General features: G+C 71.8%; 15 protein-coding genes. 2 read left to right on the forward strand and 13 right to left on the reverse strand.

Annotated features, from left to right (window positions below):
• The first annotated feature begins 46 nt into the window (after nt 1-46).
• Nucleotides 47-619 carry a histidine phosphatase family protein gene (locus QZ847_RS01955; RefSeq protein WP_294352599.1) on the forward strand — a complete coding sequence of 191 codons (573 nt, stop codon included), beginning with the start codon at nt 47-49 and terminating at the stop codon, nt 617-619.
• Here the strand turns inward: QZ847_RS01955 and bluB are convergent.
• From bluB to cbiE, 7 genes are read right to left on the reverse strand one after another with little or no spacing between them, the layout of a single operon-like run.
• Nucleotides 616-1,251 carry a 5,6-dimethylbenzimidazole synthase gene (bluB, locus tag QZ847_RS01960; protein WP_294352601.1) on the reverse strand — a complete coding sequence of 212 codons (636 nt, stop codon included), beginning with the start codon at nt 1,249-1,251 and terminating at the stop codon, nt 616-618. The genes QZ847_RS01955 and bluB overlap by 4 nt on opposite strands.
• Nucleotides 1,248-2,003 (reverse strand): precorrin-6A synthase (deacetylating), encoded by a 756-nt coding sequence (gene cobF / locus QZ847_RS01965; RefSeq protein ID WP_294352603.1) that lies wholly within the window; start codon nt 2,001-2,003, stop codon nt 1,248-1,250. Before cobF ends, bluB begins: the two co-directional genes overlap by 4 nt.
• Entirely contained in the window at nt 2,000-2,719 is a 720-nt protein-coding gene (cobA, locus tag QZ847_RS01970) for a uroporphyrinogen-III C-methyltransferase (RefSeq protein WP_294352605.1), read from the reverse strand. The genes cobF and cobA overlap by 4 nt, the downstream gene beginning before the upstream one ends.
• A complete protein-coding gene (locus tag QZ847_RS01975; RefSeq protein ID WP_294352607.1) occupies nt 2,716-4,026 on the reverse strand; it encodes a cobyrinate a,c-diamide synthase in 1,311 nt (436 codons plus the stop codon). Before QZ847_RS01975 ends, cobA begins: the two co-directional genes overlap by 4 nt.
• Complete coding sequence (cobM, locus tag QZ847_RS01980; protein WP_294352610.1) at nt 4,023-4,808, reverse strand: precorrin-4 C(11)-methyltransferase; 786 nt, start codon at nt 4,806-4,808, stop codon at nt 4,023-4,025. Before cobM ends, QZ847_RS01975 begins: the two co-directional genes overlap by 4 nt.
• Entirely contained in the window at nt 4,805-5,167 is a 363-nt protein-coding gene (locus QZ847_RS01985; protein ID WP_294352686.1) for a cobalamin biosynthesis protein, read from the reverse strand. The genes cobM and QZ847_RS01985 overlap by 4 nt, the downstream gene beginning before the upstream one ends.
• Nucleotides 5,164-6,366 carry a precorrin-6y C5,15-methyltransferase (decarboxylating) subunit CbiE gene (gene cbiE / locus QZ847_RS01990; protein ID WP_294352612.1) on the reverse strand — a complete coding sequence of 401 codons (1,203 nt, stop codon included), beginning with the start codon at nt 6,364-6,366 and terminating at the stop codon, nt 5,164-5,166. The genes QZ847_RS01985 and cbiE overlap by 4 nt, the downstream gene beginning before the upstream one ends.
• Here cbiE and QZ847_RS01995 point away from each other — a divergent pair.
• Nucleotides 6,365-7,126: a cobalt-precorrin-6A reductase gene (locus tag QZ847_RS01995; protein ID WP_294352614.1), complete on the forward strand. Its 762-nt coding sequence runs from the start codon at nt 6,365-6,367 to the stop codon at nt 7,124-7,126. The genes cbiE and QZ847_RS01995 overlap by 2 nt on opposite strands.
• Here the strand turns inward: QZ847_RS01995 and cobJ are convergent.
• From cobJ to cobW, 6 genes are read right to left on the reverse strand one after another with little or no spacing between them, the layout of a single operon-like run.
• Nucleotides 7,090-7,854 (reverse strand): precorrin-3B C(17)-methyltransferase, encoded by a 765-nt coding sequence (cobJ, locus tag QZ847_RS02000; protein WP_294352616.1) that lies wholly within the window; start codon nt 7,852-7,854, stop codon nt 7,090-7,092. The genes QZ847_RS01995 and cobJ overlap by 37 nt on opposite strands.
• Entirely contained in the window at nt 7,851-8,585 is a 735-nt protein-coding gene (gene cobI, locus QZ847_RS02005; RefSeq protein ID WP_294352617.1) for a precorrin-2 C(20)-methyltransferase, read from the reverse strand. The genes cobJ and cobI overlap by 4 nt, the downstream gene beginning before the upstream one ends.
• Nucleotides 8,582-9,211 carry a precorrin-8X methylmutase gene (locus QZ847_RS02010; protein ID WP_294352619.1) on the reverse strand — a complete coding sequence of 210 codons (630 nt, stop codon included), beginning with the start codon at nt 9,209-9,211 and terminating at the stop codon, nt 8,582-8,584. Before QZ847_RS02010 ends, cobI begins: the two co-directional genes overlap by 4 nt.
• On the reverse strand, nt 9,201-10,352 hold the full coding sequence (locus QZ847_RS02015; RefSeq protein ID WP_294352621.1) for a cobalamin biosynthesis protein CobG: 1,152 nt from the start codon (nt 10,350-10,352) through the stop codon (nt 9,201-9,203). Before QZ847_RS02015 ends, QZ847_RS02010 begins: the two co-directional genes overlap by 11 nt.
• On the reverse strand, nt 10,301-13,561 hold the full coding sequence (gene cobN, locus QZ847_RS02020) for a cobaltochelatase subunit CobN (protein WP_294352624.1): 3,261 nt from the start codon (nt 13,559-13,561) through the stop codon (nt 10,301-10,303). Before cobN ends, QZ847_RS02015 begins: the two co-directional genes overlap by 52 nt.
• A gap of 9 nt (nt 13,562-13,570) precedes the next feature.
• A complete protein-coding gene (gene cobW / locus QZ847_RS02025) occupies nt 13,571-14,641 on the reverse strand; it encodes a cobalamin biosynthesis protein CobW (RefSeq protein ID WP_294352626.1) in 1,071 nt (356 codons plus the stop codon).
• Nucleotides 14,642-14,795 lie beyond the last annotated feature (154 nt).

Genomic DNA, 14,795 nt, shown 5'->3' on the forward strand with positions numbered 1-14,795 from the left:
GGTGTGGCGGCTGGACGCCCGCGCGTCAACCGGCCAGAGCAGCCGCGTGACTGCCCGCCTCCCGACCACTCGCCTGACCCTGCTATGTGCCGGGGCGACGCGCGGCGTGCGCGATGGGCGCTTTCCCGATCCGGCCGAGCCGCTCGACGACGGCGGCCGCGCCAAGGTGCGCGCGTCGGGGTTAGACCGGGCAGGCGTCGATCACTGCTTCGTCAGCCCGGCTGCCTCTGCGATCGAGACTGCTGCGCTTCTCGGCATTGACGCGGCACAGCAACCGGCCCTCCGCGACGTCGATGCTGGTGACTGGGCGGGGTGCAGCATGGCCGAGATCGGTGAGGAGGCGTTCGCGCGGTGGCTCGCCGCGCCCGAGCAGGGCGCTCCGGGTGGTGAGCCGATGACGGCGGTGCGCGAACGAGTCGGTGGATGGCTCGACGAGCTGGAAGAGGGGCGCGTGCTCGCGGTGACGCACGCGGCAGTGATCCGCGCCGCGCTGGCGCATGCGCTGGCGCTGGCCGACGCGAGCGTGCTGGCGATCGACGTCGCGCCGCTCACCCGCGTGATCCTGTCGCGACACGGCCGCTGGCGCTTGCAGGCGCTCGTCCCGCCGCGCGAGGGCTAGCGCGTCAGGATGGTCAGCGGCTGGCGCGCTTGCCAGCCGCGGCGCTCCAGTTCCGGCAGATCGGTTTCCTGCTCGGGATAGCCGAGGCACAGCAATGCGACGAGCGACCAGCCCGCCGGTACGTCGAGCAACGCGGTGACGTAGGCAGGATCGAGGATCGACACCCAACCGACCGCCACGCCGCGCACGCGTGCGACGAGCCACAGATGATCGATCGCGAGCACGGTGGAATAACGCAACGTTTCCGGCATCGTCGCACGCCCAAGGCCGTGTCCGGCGGGGGGATCGTCGTCGGTGAACACCGCGACGATCTCGGGTGCCTCGCGCAGGCCATGCAGCTTCAATCGTGCGTAGGATGCCGCGCGATCTTGATCGGAGATCGCGGCCGCTGCGGCGGTGCTCTGTTGGTCGACGTGTGCCGCCAGTTGCTCGCGCAGATCGTCCGAGCGGCATCGCACGAACCGCCACGGCTGGCTGTTGCCGACCGACGGGGCGAGGCGTGCGGCGTCGAGGATCGTGTCGAGCTCGCCTGCGGGCAGCGCATCGCGCCGGAAATGGCGCACGTCGCGGCGCCAGCGCAGCAGCGCGTCGAACTGCTCGCGGAATGTGGCGTCGAACACCGGAGCCGTCACGATCGTGCGCGACGCAGCAGATAGATGTCCATGATCCAGCCGTGTTCTTCGCGAAGCGCCGCGCGGCGCATGCGAACCTCGGCGGCAATCTCGCCGAGCGGACCTGCGGCGAGCGCCTGCTGCGGCATGCCGAGATACGCGCCCCACCACATCGTCACGCCCGCCGGGTCGACCGTCTCGAACGCACATTGCCCGTCGAGCATCACCGCCAGCGTGTCTGTGTCCGCCGGCCATCCGCCATCCGCCAAGCGTCGCCCGGTGGTGATCGTCACCGAACTGCCAAGCGTGTTGAGCGGGATCGCATGCGCCGCGGTCAGCGCCTGCAGGCTGGTGATGCCGGGCGTGACCGTCACGCTCAGCGCCATCCCGCGCGCGCGCAGCCGGTCGGTGATGCGCAGGGTCGAGTCGTAGAGCGACGGATCGCCCCAGACGAGCAGCGCGAGCCGCCCGCCTGACGGCAGGTGCGTGGCGATCGCCTGCGCCCAGGCATCCGCGATCGCGTCGTGCCACGTCTCGACTGCCTTCAGATACGACGCATCGGCGTCGCGCGTGGGCAGATCGAAGATCGCGACGCGCGTCCGTTCACCCAGCACCGCGTCGCACAGCGTCAGCCGCACGTCGAGCAGGTCGGCAGTGTCGGCGCGCTTGCGTGGCAGCAGGATCACGTCGGCCGCGCGCATCGCCGCCTCGCCCGCGCGGGTCAGGTGATCGGGGCTGCCGCTGCCGATGCCGATCAGGTGCAGGTCGATCATGCCTCCGCCGCCAGCGGACCGTATAGGATCAGCGCGGTCGCGTCCGACACGCCCGCGCGCAGTTGCTCGGCCAGTGCCGCGATCGTGGTGCGCGTCAGCCGCTGCTCGGGATGGCCGATCGCCTCGGCGAGCAGCGCCGGCGTGGTGCCGGAAAGCCCATGCGCGGCGAGATCGTCGGCGAGCGCGGGAAAGGTACGCTTGGGCATGAACACGACGGTGGTCGCGTTCGGGTCGGCGAGCGCCGCCATGTTGCGCTGCTCGGGCAGGCCGCCGGTCGCGTCGTGGCCGGTGACGAACTGAACGCGGCGCGCCTCGGCCCGGCGTGTCAGGGGGATGGCGGCGGCGGCAGCAGCGGCTTGCGCGGCGCTGATGCCGGGCACGATCTCGAACGCGACGCCGGCGGTGCGCAGCGCGGTGATCTCTTCTTCCAGCCGGCCGAAGATGCCGGGATCGCCCGCCTTCAACCGCACCACGCGCGCGCCGCTCAGCGCATGTTCGACCAGCAGCGCGGAGACGTGCGACTGGCTGGGCGAGGGGCGCCCGGCGCGCTTGCCGACCGCGACCAGATCAGCGCCCGCCCGCACGTGACGCAGCACCGGACCGGCGGACAGATCGTCGAACAGCACCACGTCGGCGCGCGCCAGCCGGTCGACCGCCTTGAGCGTCAACAGTTCGGGATCACCCGGCCCTGCGCCAACGAAGCTGACCCGTGTCACGCAGCACTTTCCGCGATCAGGTGAAAGAAGGTGCCCGACACGCGCCCGCGGTATGATCCGGTGTCGGCGACCGCGTTGCTGTCGGCGTCGCTAACCCGCGCCAGCGCGGCATCGGGCTGCTCGAGAATGGTCGAATAATGGAATTCGTGCCCGGCGAGCGCACTACCCGTCGCGATCGCACCGATCGGCGCCTCCAGCACGGCGCGTCGGTAACCCAGGTGCATCCGCCGCTGTGCATAGCTGGTGACGAGGCCGAGCAGCCCCGCCATGCGGTGACTGATTCCGTCCGCATCAATCAACGCCTCGCCTAAGGCCATATAGCCGCCGCACTCGCCGTGGACGGGGCGCGTCGCGGCGTGCGCGTGCAATCCGGCGCGGAAGCGATCGGCGGCGGCGAGGCGTCCGGCGTGCAGTTCGGGATAGCCGCCCGGCAGCCAGATGAGGTCGGCGGACGGATCGGGCGCTTCGTCGGCGAGCGGGGAGAAGGGGATGATCTCCGCCCCCGCCGCGTGCCATGCGTCGAGAATGTGCGGGTAGGTGAACGAGAAGGCGGCATCGCGCGCGAGCGCGATCCGCTGCGCCGGTGGCGTGACCGGCTGCGCCTGTGCCGGGGCGAGCGGACCGGCGCTGGCCGCGGCGCGCAACGCGTCGAGGTCGACGTGCTCGGCGAGGAACGCGGCATAGGCGGCGACCGCGGCGTCGAGGTCGGGGTGCTCGACCGCCTGCACCAGCCCCAGGTGCCGCTCGGGCAGCCTCAGGTCGCCGCGCCGGGGCAGGCTGCCGAATACGGGCAGGCCGACCGCCGCCATGCCTGCGCGTGCCAGCCGGTCGTGGCGCGGGCTGGCGACGCGGTTGAGGATCACGCCGGCGACGCGGACGTCCGGATCGTAGCGCGCGAAGCCGAGCGCGGTCGCCGCGGCGGACTGCGCCTGTCCCGACACATCGATGACGAGCACCACCGGCCAACCGCGACGGGCAGCGATGTCGGCGCTGGCACCGTTGCCGGTCGCCCCCGCTTTCGCCACGCCGTCGAACAAGCCCATCGACCCTTCCGCCAGGATCAGGTCGGCGTCGTGGCCGTGCGCAGAAAGCGAGTCGAGCAGCGCCGGCGGCATCGACCAGCTGTCGAGATTGAACGACGCGCGCCCGCTCGCCGCGCGGTGAAAGGCGGGGTCGATATAATCGGGGCCGCACTTGAACGGCTGCACTGCGACACCGCGATCTGCGAGAGCGCGAAGCAGGCCGAGCATGACGGTGGTCTTGCCGGTGCCCGACGCGGGCGCGGCGATCATCAGCCCGGCGGTCATTCGCTCTCTCCGGCGAAGCGCGAAGTCGCGGATTGCGGACGGAAGCGGCGATCGTAGCCGGGCGCGTAGAGACTGCTCTCGGCGAAGTCTTCGCTGGCGAGCACGCGTCCGACGAGGATCAGCGCGGTGCGCTCTGGCCCGCCCGCGGCGGCCGCCTCGATCGTTGCAAGCGTACCGCGCACGATGCGCTGGTCGGGCCAGCTCGCGCGCCACACGATCGCGACCGGGCAATCGGCGCCGTGGCTCGGTGTCAGCGCGGCGACGATCTCGGGCAAGCGGTGGATCGACAAATGAATTGCGAGCGTCGCGCCGGTGGCGGCGAACGCCTCCAGCGTCTCGGCCGCGGGCATCGCGCTGGCGCGGCCCGGCGTGCGCGTCAGGACGAGCGACTGCGCGATGCCCGGCAGCGTCAGCTCGGCCTCCAGCGCGGCGGCGGCAGCAGCGAAGGCGGGCACGCCCGGCGTCACCTCGAACGGAATGCCGAGCGCGCGCAGCCGACGCAGCTGCTCGCCCATCGCCGACCAGATCGACAGGTCGCCCGAATGCAACCGCGCGACATCGTGGCCAGCCGCGTGTGCCTGCACGATCTCGTCGATGATCTCGTCGAGCGACAGCGGTGCGGTGTTGATGATCCGCGCGCCGGGCGGGCAATGGTCGAGCAGCGCGGCGGGGACGAGCGATCCGGCGTAGAGGCACACCGGCGCGGCGGCGATCAGGTCGCGCGCGCGCAGCGTGATCAGGTCGGCGGCACCGGGGCCTGCGCCGATGAAGTGGACGGTCATGCGTGGCTTCCTGAAACGGCGATCGCGCAGGTGACGCTGCGATCGGGCGAGATGCGCCGCGTTACGGTGACGCGCGCGCCTGCGCCGGCGGCGACCAGCGCGGTTGCCTCCGCGACGCTGCCGGTGCCGCGCGCGGCGAGGCTGGTGGGGGATTGTGTCGGCGTGGCGATGCCGCTCAGCTTGTCGGGTGAGATCACCATGAGTGGCACGCCGTATTCGTGCGCGAAGGCATCGAGCAACGCTGCCCGGTCTACCGGCACGGCTAAGCGATCGACGTAGGATACGCCGGTCGCCGCCAGCGCCGCGGCAAAGGCGTCGGTCGTCGCACCCGCACGACAGCCGAATCCCGCGACGATCACCACGTCACACTCCACTGCACCAGCGGATAGGCACTGCGCCACCCACGTCGCGAACCGATCGGCGCGGCCTCGGCAAGGTCGATGCGCAGGAGCGAGCCGCCGCGTCGCGCGTGCCATTGGCCGAGCAAAGCCTCTGACTCCAGCGTGACCGCATTGGCGACGACGCGCGTGCCCGCGGGCAGATGCGTGGCGAACCAGTCGAGCAGCGCGCTCGACAACCCGCCACCGACGAAGACCGCTGCCGGTGCGGGCTGGTCGGCGAGGATTGTGGGTGCGGCGCCCTCGACGACCGCGAGCCGATCGACGCCGAGTGCGGCGGCGTTGGCGCGCGCGCGCGCGGCGCGGGTCGGATCGCGCTCGAACGCGAACGCGCGGGTCGATGGGTGCGCGAGTAGCCACTCGATCGCGATCGAGCCCGAGCCCGCGCCAATGTCCCACAACAACTCGCCCGCGCGCGGGGCGAGCGCGGACAGCGTCAACGCGCGCGCCGGTCGCTTGGTGATCTGCCCGTCATGGTCGAACCACGTGTCGGGGCGTCCGGTGGCGAGCGGCAGCGTCTCGCCGCTGCCTGCAACCTCGATTGCGACCGCGACAGGGTGTGCGATATCGTTGAACGGCGCGGCGTGGGCAGTGGTCGCGCGCACGCGTTCGCGCGGACCACCTAGCGCCTCCAGCACCGTCACCGACGACGCGCCGAAGCCCTGCTCAGCGACATAGTCGATCAACGCGCGCGCGCCCGCGCCGTCACGCACCAGTGCGATGATGCGTACGCCGGGCGCGAGGTGCGGGCGCAGGCGCGTGACCGGCGCGGCATGGAGGCCAAGGCAGGCCATCTCCTCGACCCGCCAGCCGAGCCGTGCCGCCGCGAGCGCGAAGGTGGAAGGTGCAGGGTGAGCGATCCACTCGGCAGGCGACAGGTGGCGCGACAGCGTCGCGCCCGCGCCGAACCAGAACGGATCGCCCGAAGCGAGCATCACCACGCGGCGCCCCCGCTCGACGAGCAGGTCGGCGATGCCGGCGTCGAACGGCACCGGCCAGGTGCGCAGTTCCGCGGTAAGATCGGGCAGCAGCGACAGGTGACGCGCTGCACCGAACACCAGTTCGGCTCGATCTAGCGCGGCGCGGCTTGCCGCCGACAGCCCGTCCGGTCCATCCTCGCCGATCCCGACAATCGTCAGCCAAGGCCCGCGCTCATCCATGACCAAGCTCCTGATCCTGGGCGGCACGACCGAGGCGAGCGCACTCGCCGGCGCGTGTGCGGTGCGCGGGGTGGAGGCGGTGCTGAGCTATGCCGGGCGCACCGCGGCGCCGGCGAAGCAGGCGGTGCCGGTCCGCGTCGGCGGGTTCGGCGGGGTGGCGGGTCTCGCCGCATACTTGCGGGGCGAGCGCATCACGCAGCTGGTCGACGCGACGCATCCTTTCGCCGCACAGATGAGCGCGCACGCGGTCGCTGCCGCCGAGCGCGCGAGTGTGCCGCTGATCGCGCTGACGCGTCCCGCGTGGACGCCGGTTGCGGGCGATCGCTGGATGCACGTTCCGGATGTAGTCGCGGCGGTGGCGGCGCTCGCCGGTCCGGCGCGCCGCGTCATGCTCGCGCTCGGGCGAATGCACGTCGCGGCCTTCGCCGCGCAGCCGCAACATCATTACCTGCTGCGCTTCGTCGACCGACCGGATACGGTTCCGCCGCTGCCCGACCACGATCTTGTGATCGACCGCGGACCGTTCGACGTCGACAGCGACCGACGGCTGATGGCCGATCACCGCATCGACCTGGTCGTCGCGAAGAACGCCGGCGGCAGCGGCGCATCGGCGAAGATCGCGGCGGCACGCGCGCTCGGTCTGGCCGTGCTGATGATCGACCGGCCCGCGCTGCCGCCGCGCGCAGAGGTGCACGACGTGGCGGCGGTATTCGACTGGATCGCTCACGACGTCCCCTCAGGCATCCAGCGCGGCGTGTAGAGGATCGGCGCGCCCGCCCGCTCGATCACGCGGGTGCGGCTCGATCCGACGATCACCATCGTGCGCATGTCCGCCATCTCGCCGCGCGCGTCGGGCAGCGGCACGATGCGCAGGGTCTCGTCAGCCGTCGTAACCGCGCGCGCGAACAGTACTGGTCGCTCGTCGCCGCACGCCGCACGCAGTACCGCGAAGGCGCGGTCGAGCCCATCCGGCCGCGCGCGTGATCGCGGATTGTAGAAAGCAATCGCGAAATCCGCCTCGGCCGCCAGCGCGACGCGACGCTCGACCACGCTCCAGGGTTTGAGATTGTCCGACAGGTTGATCGCGCAGAAATCGTGTCCCAGCGGCGCGCCGGCACGTGCCGCCGCTGCCAGCATCGCGGTGATGCCGGGCAGCACGCGGATGTCGAGGTCGCGCCACGCCGCCTCGCCCGTCTCCAGCGCCTCGAACACCGCCGCCGCCATCGCGAACACGCCGGGATCGCCCGACGACACGACGACGACGCGGCGCCCGCGTGCCGCCAGCTCGAGCGCCAGCGTCGCGCGGTCGAGCTCGACGCGGTTGTCCGACGCGTGCAGCACCAGACCATCGCGCGGCGCCACGCGTGCGACATAGGGGATGTAGCCGATCACGTCGGTCGCCTGCGCCAGCGCGTCGCTGACCTCGGGCGTGACCAGCGCCTCATCACCCGGCCCCAGTCCCGCGATCGCGAGCCAGCCCGCGCTCACGGCCGACGCCCCTGGCCGTGAATCAGCAGGATCGAAAAGTAAGGTGCTTCGTCGCCGACCTCCGCCAACCGACGCACGCGCTGCTCGGGCATGGCGGCGTACTCGACCAGCCAAGCGTCCGTGAGCCGGCCGGCGACCTCAACCGCGCGGCGCAGCTTCGGCAGGTGACGCCCGATCTTCATCACGACTAGTGCGTCGGTGTCGACGATGCGGCGGGTCAGCTCTTCCTCGGGCAGCGTCGCGGTTGCGACCGTCAGCACGTCCTCGCCCCAGGTGATCGGCACGCCGCTCGCGGTCCACGCACCCGACATGCCGGTAATGCCGGGCACGACCGCGACGGGCACCTGCCCCAGCAGTCGCGCGTGCAGATGCATGAACGAGCCGTAAAAGAACGGGTCGCCCTCGCACAACACCACCACGTCCTCGCCCGCCAGCGCCAGCCGCGCGAGGTGGTCGGTGCAGCGAGCGTAGAAGCGCGACAGGCAATCGTTATAGGCCGGCCCGACCGGGATCTCGGTGGTAACCGGATAGTCCATCGCGAACTCGACCGCGTCGGCGTGCAGCATACCGTCGACCAGCCGGCGTGCGCGTCCCGCGCGTCCCGCCTTGCGGAAGTAGGCGACGTGGCGTGCCGCGCGCACCAGCCGATCGGCGCGCACGCTCATCAGGTCGGCGGCGCCGGGTCCCAGGCCGACGCCGTGGATCGTCCCGGCGGGGAGCGGCAGGCTCACTCGGCGCGGCTCGCCAGCGCGTTGATCGCGGCGACGGTGATCGCGCTGCCGCCCAGCCGCCCCTCGACGATCGCGCACGGCACCGGCTGCGCGGCCCACAGCGCTGCCTTCGACTCCATCGCGCCGACGAAGCCGACCGGGCAGCCGATGATCGCGGCCGGGCGCGGGCAGGCGGGGTCCTCCAGCATGTCGAGCAGGTGGAACAAGGCAGTCGGCGCGTTGCCGATCGCGACCAGCGCGCCGGCCAGGTGCGGCCGCCACAACTCCAGCGCCGCGGCCGAGCGCGTCGTGCCCATCCGCGTGGCGAGCGCGGGGACGCTCGCGTCGTGCAAGGGGCAGATCACCTGATTATCGGCCGGTAGCCGCGCGCGCGTGATCCCCTCGCTGACCATCCGCGCGTCGCACAGGATCGGCGCGCCTGCCGCCAGCGCGGCGCGCGCGACCTGCGCGAAGGTGGCTGAGAAGCGGATAAACGGCGCGAGTTCCACCAGCCCGGCGGCGTGGATCATCCGCACCGCGACCGGCTCCTCCTCGGCGGAGAAGCGCTGGAGTTCGGCCTCGGCGCGGATGATCGCGAACGATTGCCGGTAAATCGCGGCGCCGTCGGTTTCGTAGCTATGCGGCACGAGGAAGGCCTTTGAAATGAGCGAGCACCTGCTCGTAAGTGAGGCCGCGCAAGGCAGGCATCGTGTCGGCGCGCGCGTCCAGCGCGAGGTCGAACCGGCCGTCGCGGCCGGTCAGCACGACATCGGACTGGGTACGGCGCGCGCAGCCCTTGTCGCAGCCCGACACGTGAAGCGTGCCCGCGATCAGCGGCGCCAGTTCGGTGGCGAGCGGGCGCGTCGCGACGCTCGCCTGCGGGCAGGCGGGTGCGCCGACGCAGGCGTCGACGTGGCGCAGGTCGCCTACGTCGGACTTCGGCGCGCGCACTCCTTCGAGGAGCAGCGCGCGCCACGGTGTCAGCCGCAGCGCGGTAAGTCCGTCTCGGTCGGTGAGCGCCGCCAATGCCTCGGCATCGATCCGGCCGAACGGAAGCGGGTAGCTGCGAGGGTCGTCCACGAGCGCGCCTGTCGACCGGCGTGGGCGCAGTCCGCCCGTTGCCCAAGCGGGCAGGGCGGCATCGTGACGCGCCATCCGCCCAGCCGCCGTACCGCCGCTGGCGACAAACCAGTCCGCCAGCGCGCGGATCAAGTCGACTTCTTCGCCGGCCGAGATCGCCACTCCGGTCGGACGCCCGTCCGCGCGCAGCATCAGCGCGCCGGTGTCCGCACGCTCGACCCGCAGGTCGGCCGAAGCATTGCCTAGGACGCAGCCTGCGCCGGCATCGAGCGCGATCCCGAACTTGGCCGGAAGCGGCGGCAACTCAGCCAGCCGCGCCGACAATGCGGTCGCGATCCGGTGCGTGTCGTCGCCGTCGCGCCAATCGGGCGCGACCAATAGCGGCAGCGTCTCACGCGCAGGATCGGCGTCGACCAGTTCGGCGGCGACGAGCGTGTCGAGTGCAGCACGCCACCCCGCCTCGTCCAGCCCGCGCAATTGCAGCGCAGCGCGGTTGGTAAGGTCGATCGCGCCGTTGCCGTGGCGCGCAGCGACACGGGCGATCAGCCGCGCCTGTTCCGCCGTGATCCGCCCCATCGACGGGCGTACGCGCAGCAGCAGACCGTCGCCTGCCGCCATCGGCCGCCACGCGGTCGGGCACCAGCCGCGCCGCACGCTCACGCGCCCGACCTCAACGTTGCCAGGATCGAATTGCGCCTGGTCGGCCACAGCCCCGACCGATGCAGCGCCGCGAAGCGCGCCTCCATCGCGGCGAGCGCGGCCGGGTTGGCGGTGCCCATGAACGCGCGCACCTCGTCGCGCCCGATCGTGGCGTCATGGTACAGGTCGATCAGCTCAGGCGTCACCACGTTCGCCAGATGCGCGAAGCTGCCGAGATGGTCCAGCGTCGCTGCGATCTCCGCTGCACCGCGGTAGCCGTGGCGCATCATGCCGGCGATCCATTTCGGGTCGGCAGCACGCCCGCGCACGACGCGCGCTACCTCTTCGCGCAAGGGTCGCGCGCGCGGACGATCGGGATCGCGCGCGTCGAGGTGGTAGAGCGCCGCGCGCCCGCCGACCACGCCCTGCGCCGCGGCAAAGCCCGCCTCGTGCCCGGCGTAATCGGCGGCGATCAGCAGGTCGGTATCGGGCAAATCCTGTACGTGGACGAAGGCATCGGCGGCGGCGACGCGCGCGGCGATGCCGGCGGGATCGGCAACGTCGCCGGCATCGAAACTGTACGACGACGCGGCGAGCCACGCCTCGCCAGCCGCGGCGCGTGCTGCGTCGGTGTAGGTGTCGGCCGCGTCGCCGATGCCCAAGCCGTAACTGCCGGGTGCCGGACCGTAGACGCGCGCGCCCGCCCTTTCAGCGCCGCTCTGACCGACGAACGGGTTCCACTCGGGCGACTCGTCGCGCGTGGCGAGCGCGCGCACCGCCTGCCCGAACAGCACGCACAACTGCGCGAACGTGTCGCGGAACAGGCCCGAGACGCGCAACGTCACATCGACGCGCGGACGGTCGAGCATGGCGAGCGGCAGGATCTCGACGCCGGTCACGCGGTCCGATCCGGTATCCCACACCGGCTGCGCGCCGAGCAGGTGGAGCGCCATTGCGAACTCCTCGCCCGCGGTGCGCATCGTCGCCGATCCCCATAGGTCGACCACCAAGGCGCGTGGGTAATCGCCTTCGTCCTGCAGATGGCGGCGGACCAGTTCGTCGGCGAGCCGCTTGCCCTGCGCGTGCGCCGAGCGCGAGGGCACGCCGCGCGGATCGACCGCGTAGAGGTTGCGCCCGGTCGGCAGCACGTCCTTGCGTCCACGATAGGGCGAGCCGGCGGGGCCGGGCGCCACGCGCCGTCCCGACAACGCGGCGTGCAGCCCCTCGACCTCCGCCGCGCCGCATGCGCCTTCCCCGAAGACGTGGAGACCGTCACCGAAGCGTGTATCCTTCACATCGCACACGAAGGTGTCGATCCGCGTGATCGCCTCTGCCGCATTGGCCGCGTCGGCGAGCCCTAGTTCGGCCGACAGCCCGATCGCGTCGGCCTCTTCGGCGATGTCGCGCTGCAACCGGTCGCGGCGTGCGGGATCAAGCCCGTCGGCGTTGGAGAATTCGTCGAGCAGCGCTTCAAGCCGCCCCAGGTGCGCACCGACGCCATCCCCCGAAACAAGCGGCGGCGGCAAGTGGCCGAGCGTCACCGCGCCCAGCCGGCGTTTCGCCTGCGCCGCCTCGCCGGGATCGTTGACGATGAACGGGTAGATGACCGGCAGCGCGCCGGTCAGCGCCTCGGGCCAGCAATCGTCCGACAGCGCGACCGCCTTGCCCGGCAGCCACTCGAGCGTGCCGTGCGCGCCGACGTGGACGAGCGCGTCGATCGCCTGTTCGCGCAGCCACAGGTAGAAGGCGACATAGCCGTGCCGCGGCACGCGCGAGAGGTCGTGATACTCGCCCGTGCGATCGCGCGACTCGCCGCGTTCGGGCTGCAACGCCACCAGCGTGTTGCCGCGGTGGACGGCGGGGAAGGCGAAGTCGCCATCCTTCACTGCCGGATCGTCACCCGCGTCCCCCCACGCGGCGGACAGATCGTCGCGCAGGCGCTGCGGCAGGTGTGCAAGTGCGGCATGGTACGCAGCGATCGGCCAACGCAGTGTCTCGCTATCCAGCGCATCGGCGAGCGGCCGGCCCGCCGGTGCATGCAATTTATCGAGGATCACTTCGGCCGAGGCGAGTGCGTCGAGCCCAACCGCGTGCGCCATTTGGTGCATCTTGCCGGGGTAGGTCGACAGCACCAGCGCGACGCAGCGATCGCGCGGGGGCGTGTGGCGCAAGCGGACCCATGCCGCGACGCGGTCGGCGATCGCCTTGATGCGCTCGGGCGCGGCGCGGTGCGCGCGGCGCGCGTGCTGCAACGCGGGGTCGCGCACCGCTGCTTCCTTGAAGCTTGCCACCCCGGCGAAGACGCGACCGTCGACCTCGGGCAACACGACGTGCATGGCTAGGTCGGCAGGCGAGAGGCCGCGTGTCGCCTCCGCCCACGCGCGCTGCCCGGAGGTGGCGAGTGCGACCTGGAACACCGGCGCGTCGCTGGCGTCGAGCGGCGAGCTGTCTTCATCGCCGCCGCGCGCGGAGAAGGCAGTCGCGTTGACGATGGCGACGGGCGCGAGTGCCGCCACCCAGCGCGCCAGCCAGCCGCGCGCGTCGCCGTCCTTCAGCGAGGGCACGAACAGCGGCACCACGTCGAACCCGCGTGCCGACAGCGCGGCATGGAGCGAAGCGACGGGATCGAGATCAGCGGCGGCGAGGTAGGAGCGGTAAAAGGTCAGCAGCAGGCGCGGCCGTGGGTCGGGCGAAAACAGCATTGCAGCCGGGCAGGTCGGAGAGCTCGCCGGCAACCACGCGCCGACCTGTCCCAGCGCCGCCGCCCCTCGCACCGGTGCCGCGCGCAAACCCGCGGCGAGCGCCAGTTGCGCGAGTGCCGCCTGCGCCGCCACCGCACCGCCGCTGTCGCACAACGCCGCGAGCCGATCGAGCGTCGAGGCCGGCAGCGTCGAGGCCGCGCGCAGCCGATCGTCCTCGCGTCCGTCGGCGGCGAGTACGGCGAGCGCGATCCCGTTCGCGCGCGCCAAGCTCTCGACCTGGGCGAGGCCGTAGCTCCAGTACGACCGTCCGCCGATCAACCGGATCAGGATGCCGCGCGCGCCCGACAAGGTGCGCTCGAGATAGGTGTCGACCGACAGCGGGTGCGTCAGGTCGGCGAGGTTGGCGAGCCTGAGCGTCGGCAGCGCACCGGGCGCGGCTGCATGCCACCCGGCCGCGAATGCGCCCAGGTCGCTGTCGGAGAACGACAGCACCACCAGATCGGCCGGGTCCTGCGCGAGGTCACGCGGGGCGTCGGCTTCCTCCAGCCCGTGCTGCTCGCGAAAGACGACGTGCATTCGCGCGCCTCAGCCGTTCAATGCGGCCTCGATGCGCGCCTGGTCGATGCGGTCATGCTCGGCGATGACGACCAGTCGCGTCTGGCGCTGCTCGTCCGCGCCCCACGGGCGATCATATTGCGTCCGCACGCGCGCGCCGACCGCCTGGACCAGCAAGCGCATCGGCTTGCCCTTCACTGCGGCATAACCCTTGACGCGTAGCACGTCCTGCTCGCGCGCTAGCGCCTCGATCCGCGCCACCAGCGTTGCGGGGTCGTCGACCTCCGCGCCGTCGAACACCATGCTGTCGAAATCGTCGTGCTCGTGGTCGTCCTCGCCGTCATGGTGCGACGGCCGCGCGGCGAGGTCGTCCTCCGCCTTCGCGTCCAGCCCCAGGATCACCGCAGGGTCGATTACGCCGTCGACCAGCTCGACCACCGGTGTGGGCCGCGGCGCCTCGGTCGCGATCACCGCGCGCGCGGCGGCGACGCCGTCCGCGCCCGCCAGATCGGCCTTGGTCAGCAGCACAATGTCAGCGCAGGCGAGCTGGTCCTCGAACACCTCGGACAAGGGCGTCTCGTGGTCGATGCCGGGATCGGCAGCGCGCTGCGCGTCGAGCGCGGCGACGTCGGGGGCGAAGCGGCCGGCGGCGACCGCCTCCGCGTCGGCGAGCGCCACGACGCCGTCGACCGTGATGCGCGAGCGGATCGCAGGCCAGTCGAACGCCTTCAACAGCGGCTTGGGAAGGGCAAGCCCCGAGGTCTCGATCAGGATGTGGTCGGGGCGCGGGTCGAGCGACAGCAATTGCTCGACCGTGGGGATGAAATCGTCGGCGACGGTGCAGCAGATGCAGCCGTTGGCGAGCTCCACAACGTTCTCCGCCGGGCAGTCGGGGATGGCGCAGCTCTTCAGAATGTCCCCATCGACACCCAGCGTGCCGAATTCGTTGACCACGACCGCCAGCCGGCGGCCGTTCGCGTTGCGGATCAGATGGCTGATCAGCGTCGTCTTGCCCGCACCCAGAAAGCCGGTGACGATGGTCACGGGCACCTTGGCGAGATCGCGCGTGGCGGTGTTGGTGGGCGAGGCAAGGGTGGTCACGGGCAGTTCCTTCGCGAGCGCAAACGGCGACGACGCGGGTGGGGGCGGGTCGATACCGATGCGCGTGACGGACGGCTCGCGTGTCCGTGGCGCATCGGTGCGGCCCCACGCCGCGCATTGCTTCGTCGCTCAGACGGAACACCGTGCCCCGGCC

Source organism: uncultured Sphingomonas sp. (assembly GCF_913778135.1).
Lineage (GTDB): Bacteria > Pseudomonadota > Alphaproteobacteria > Sphingomonadales > Sphingomonadaceae > Sphingomonas.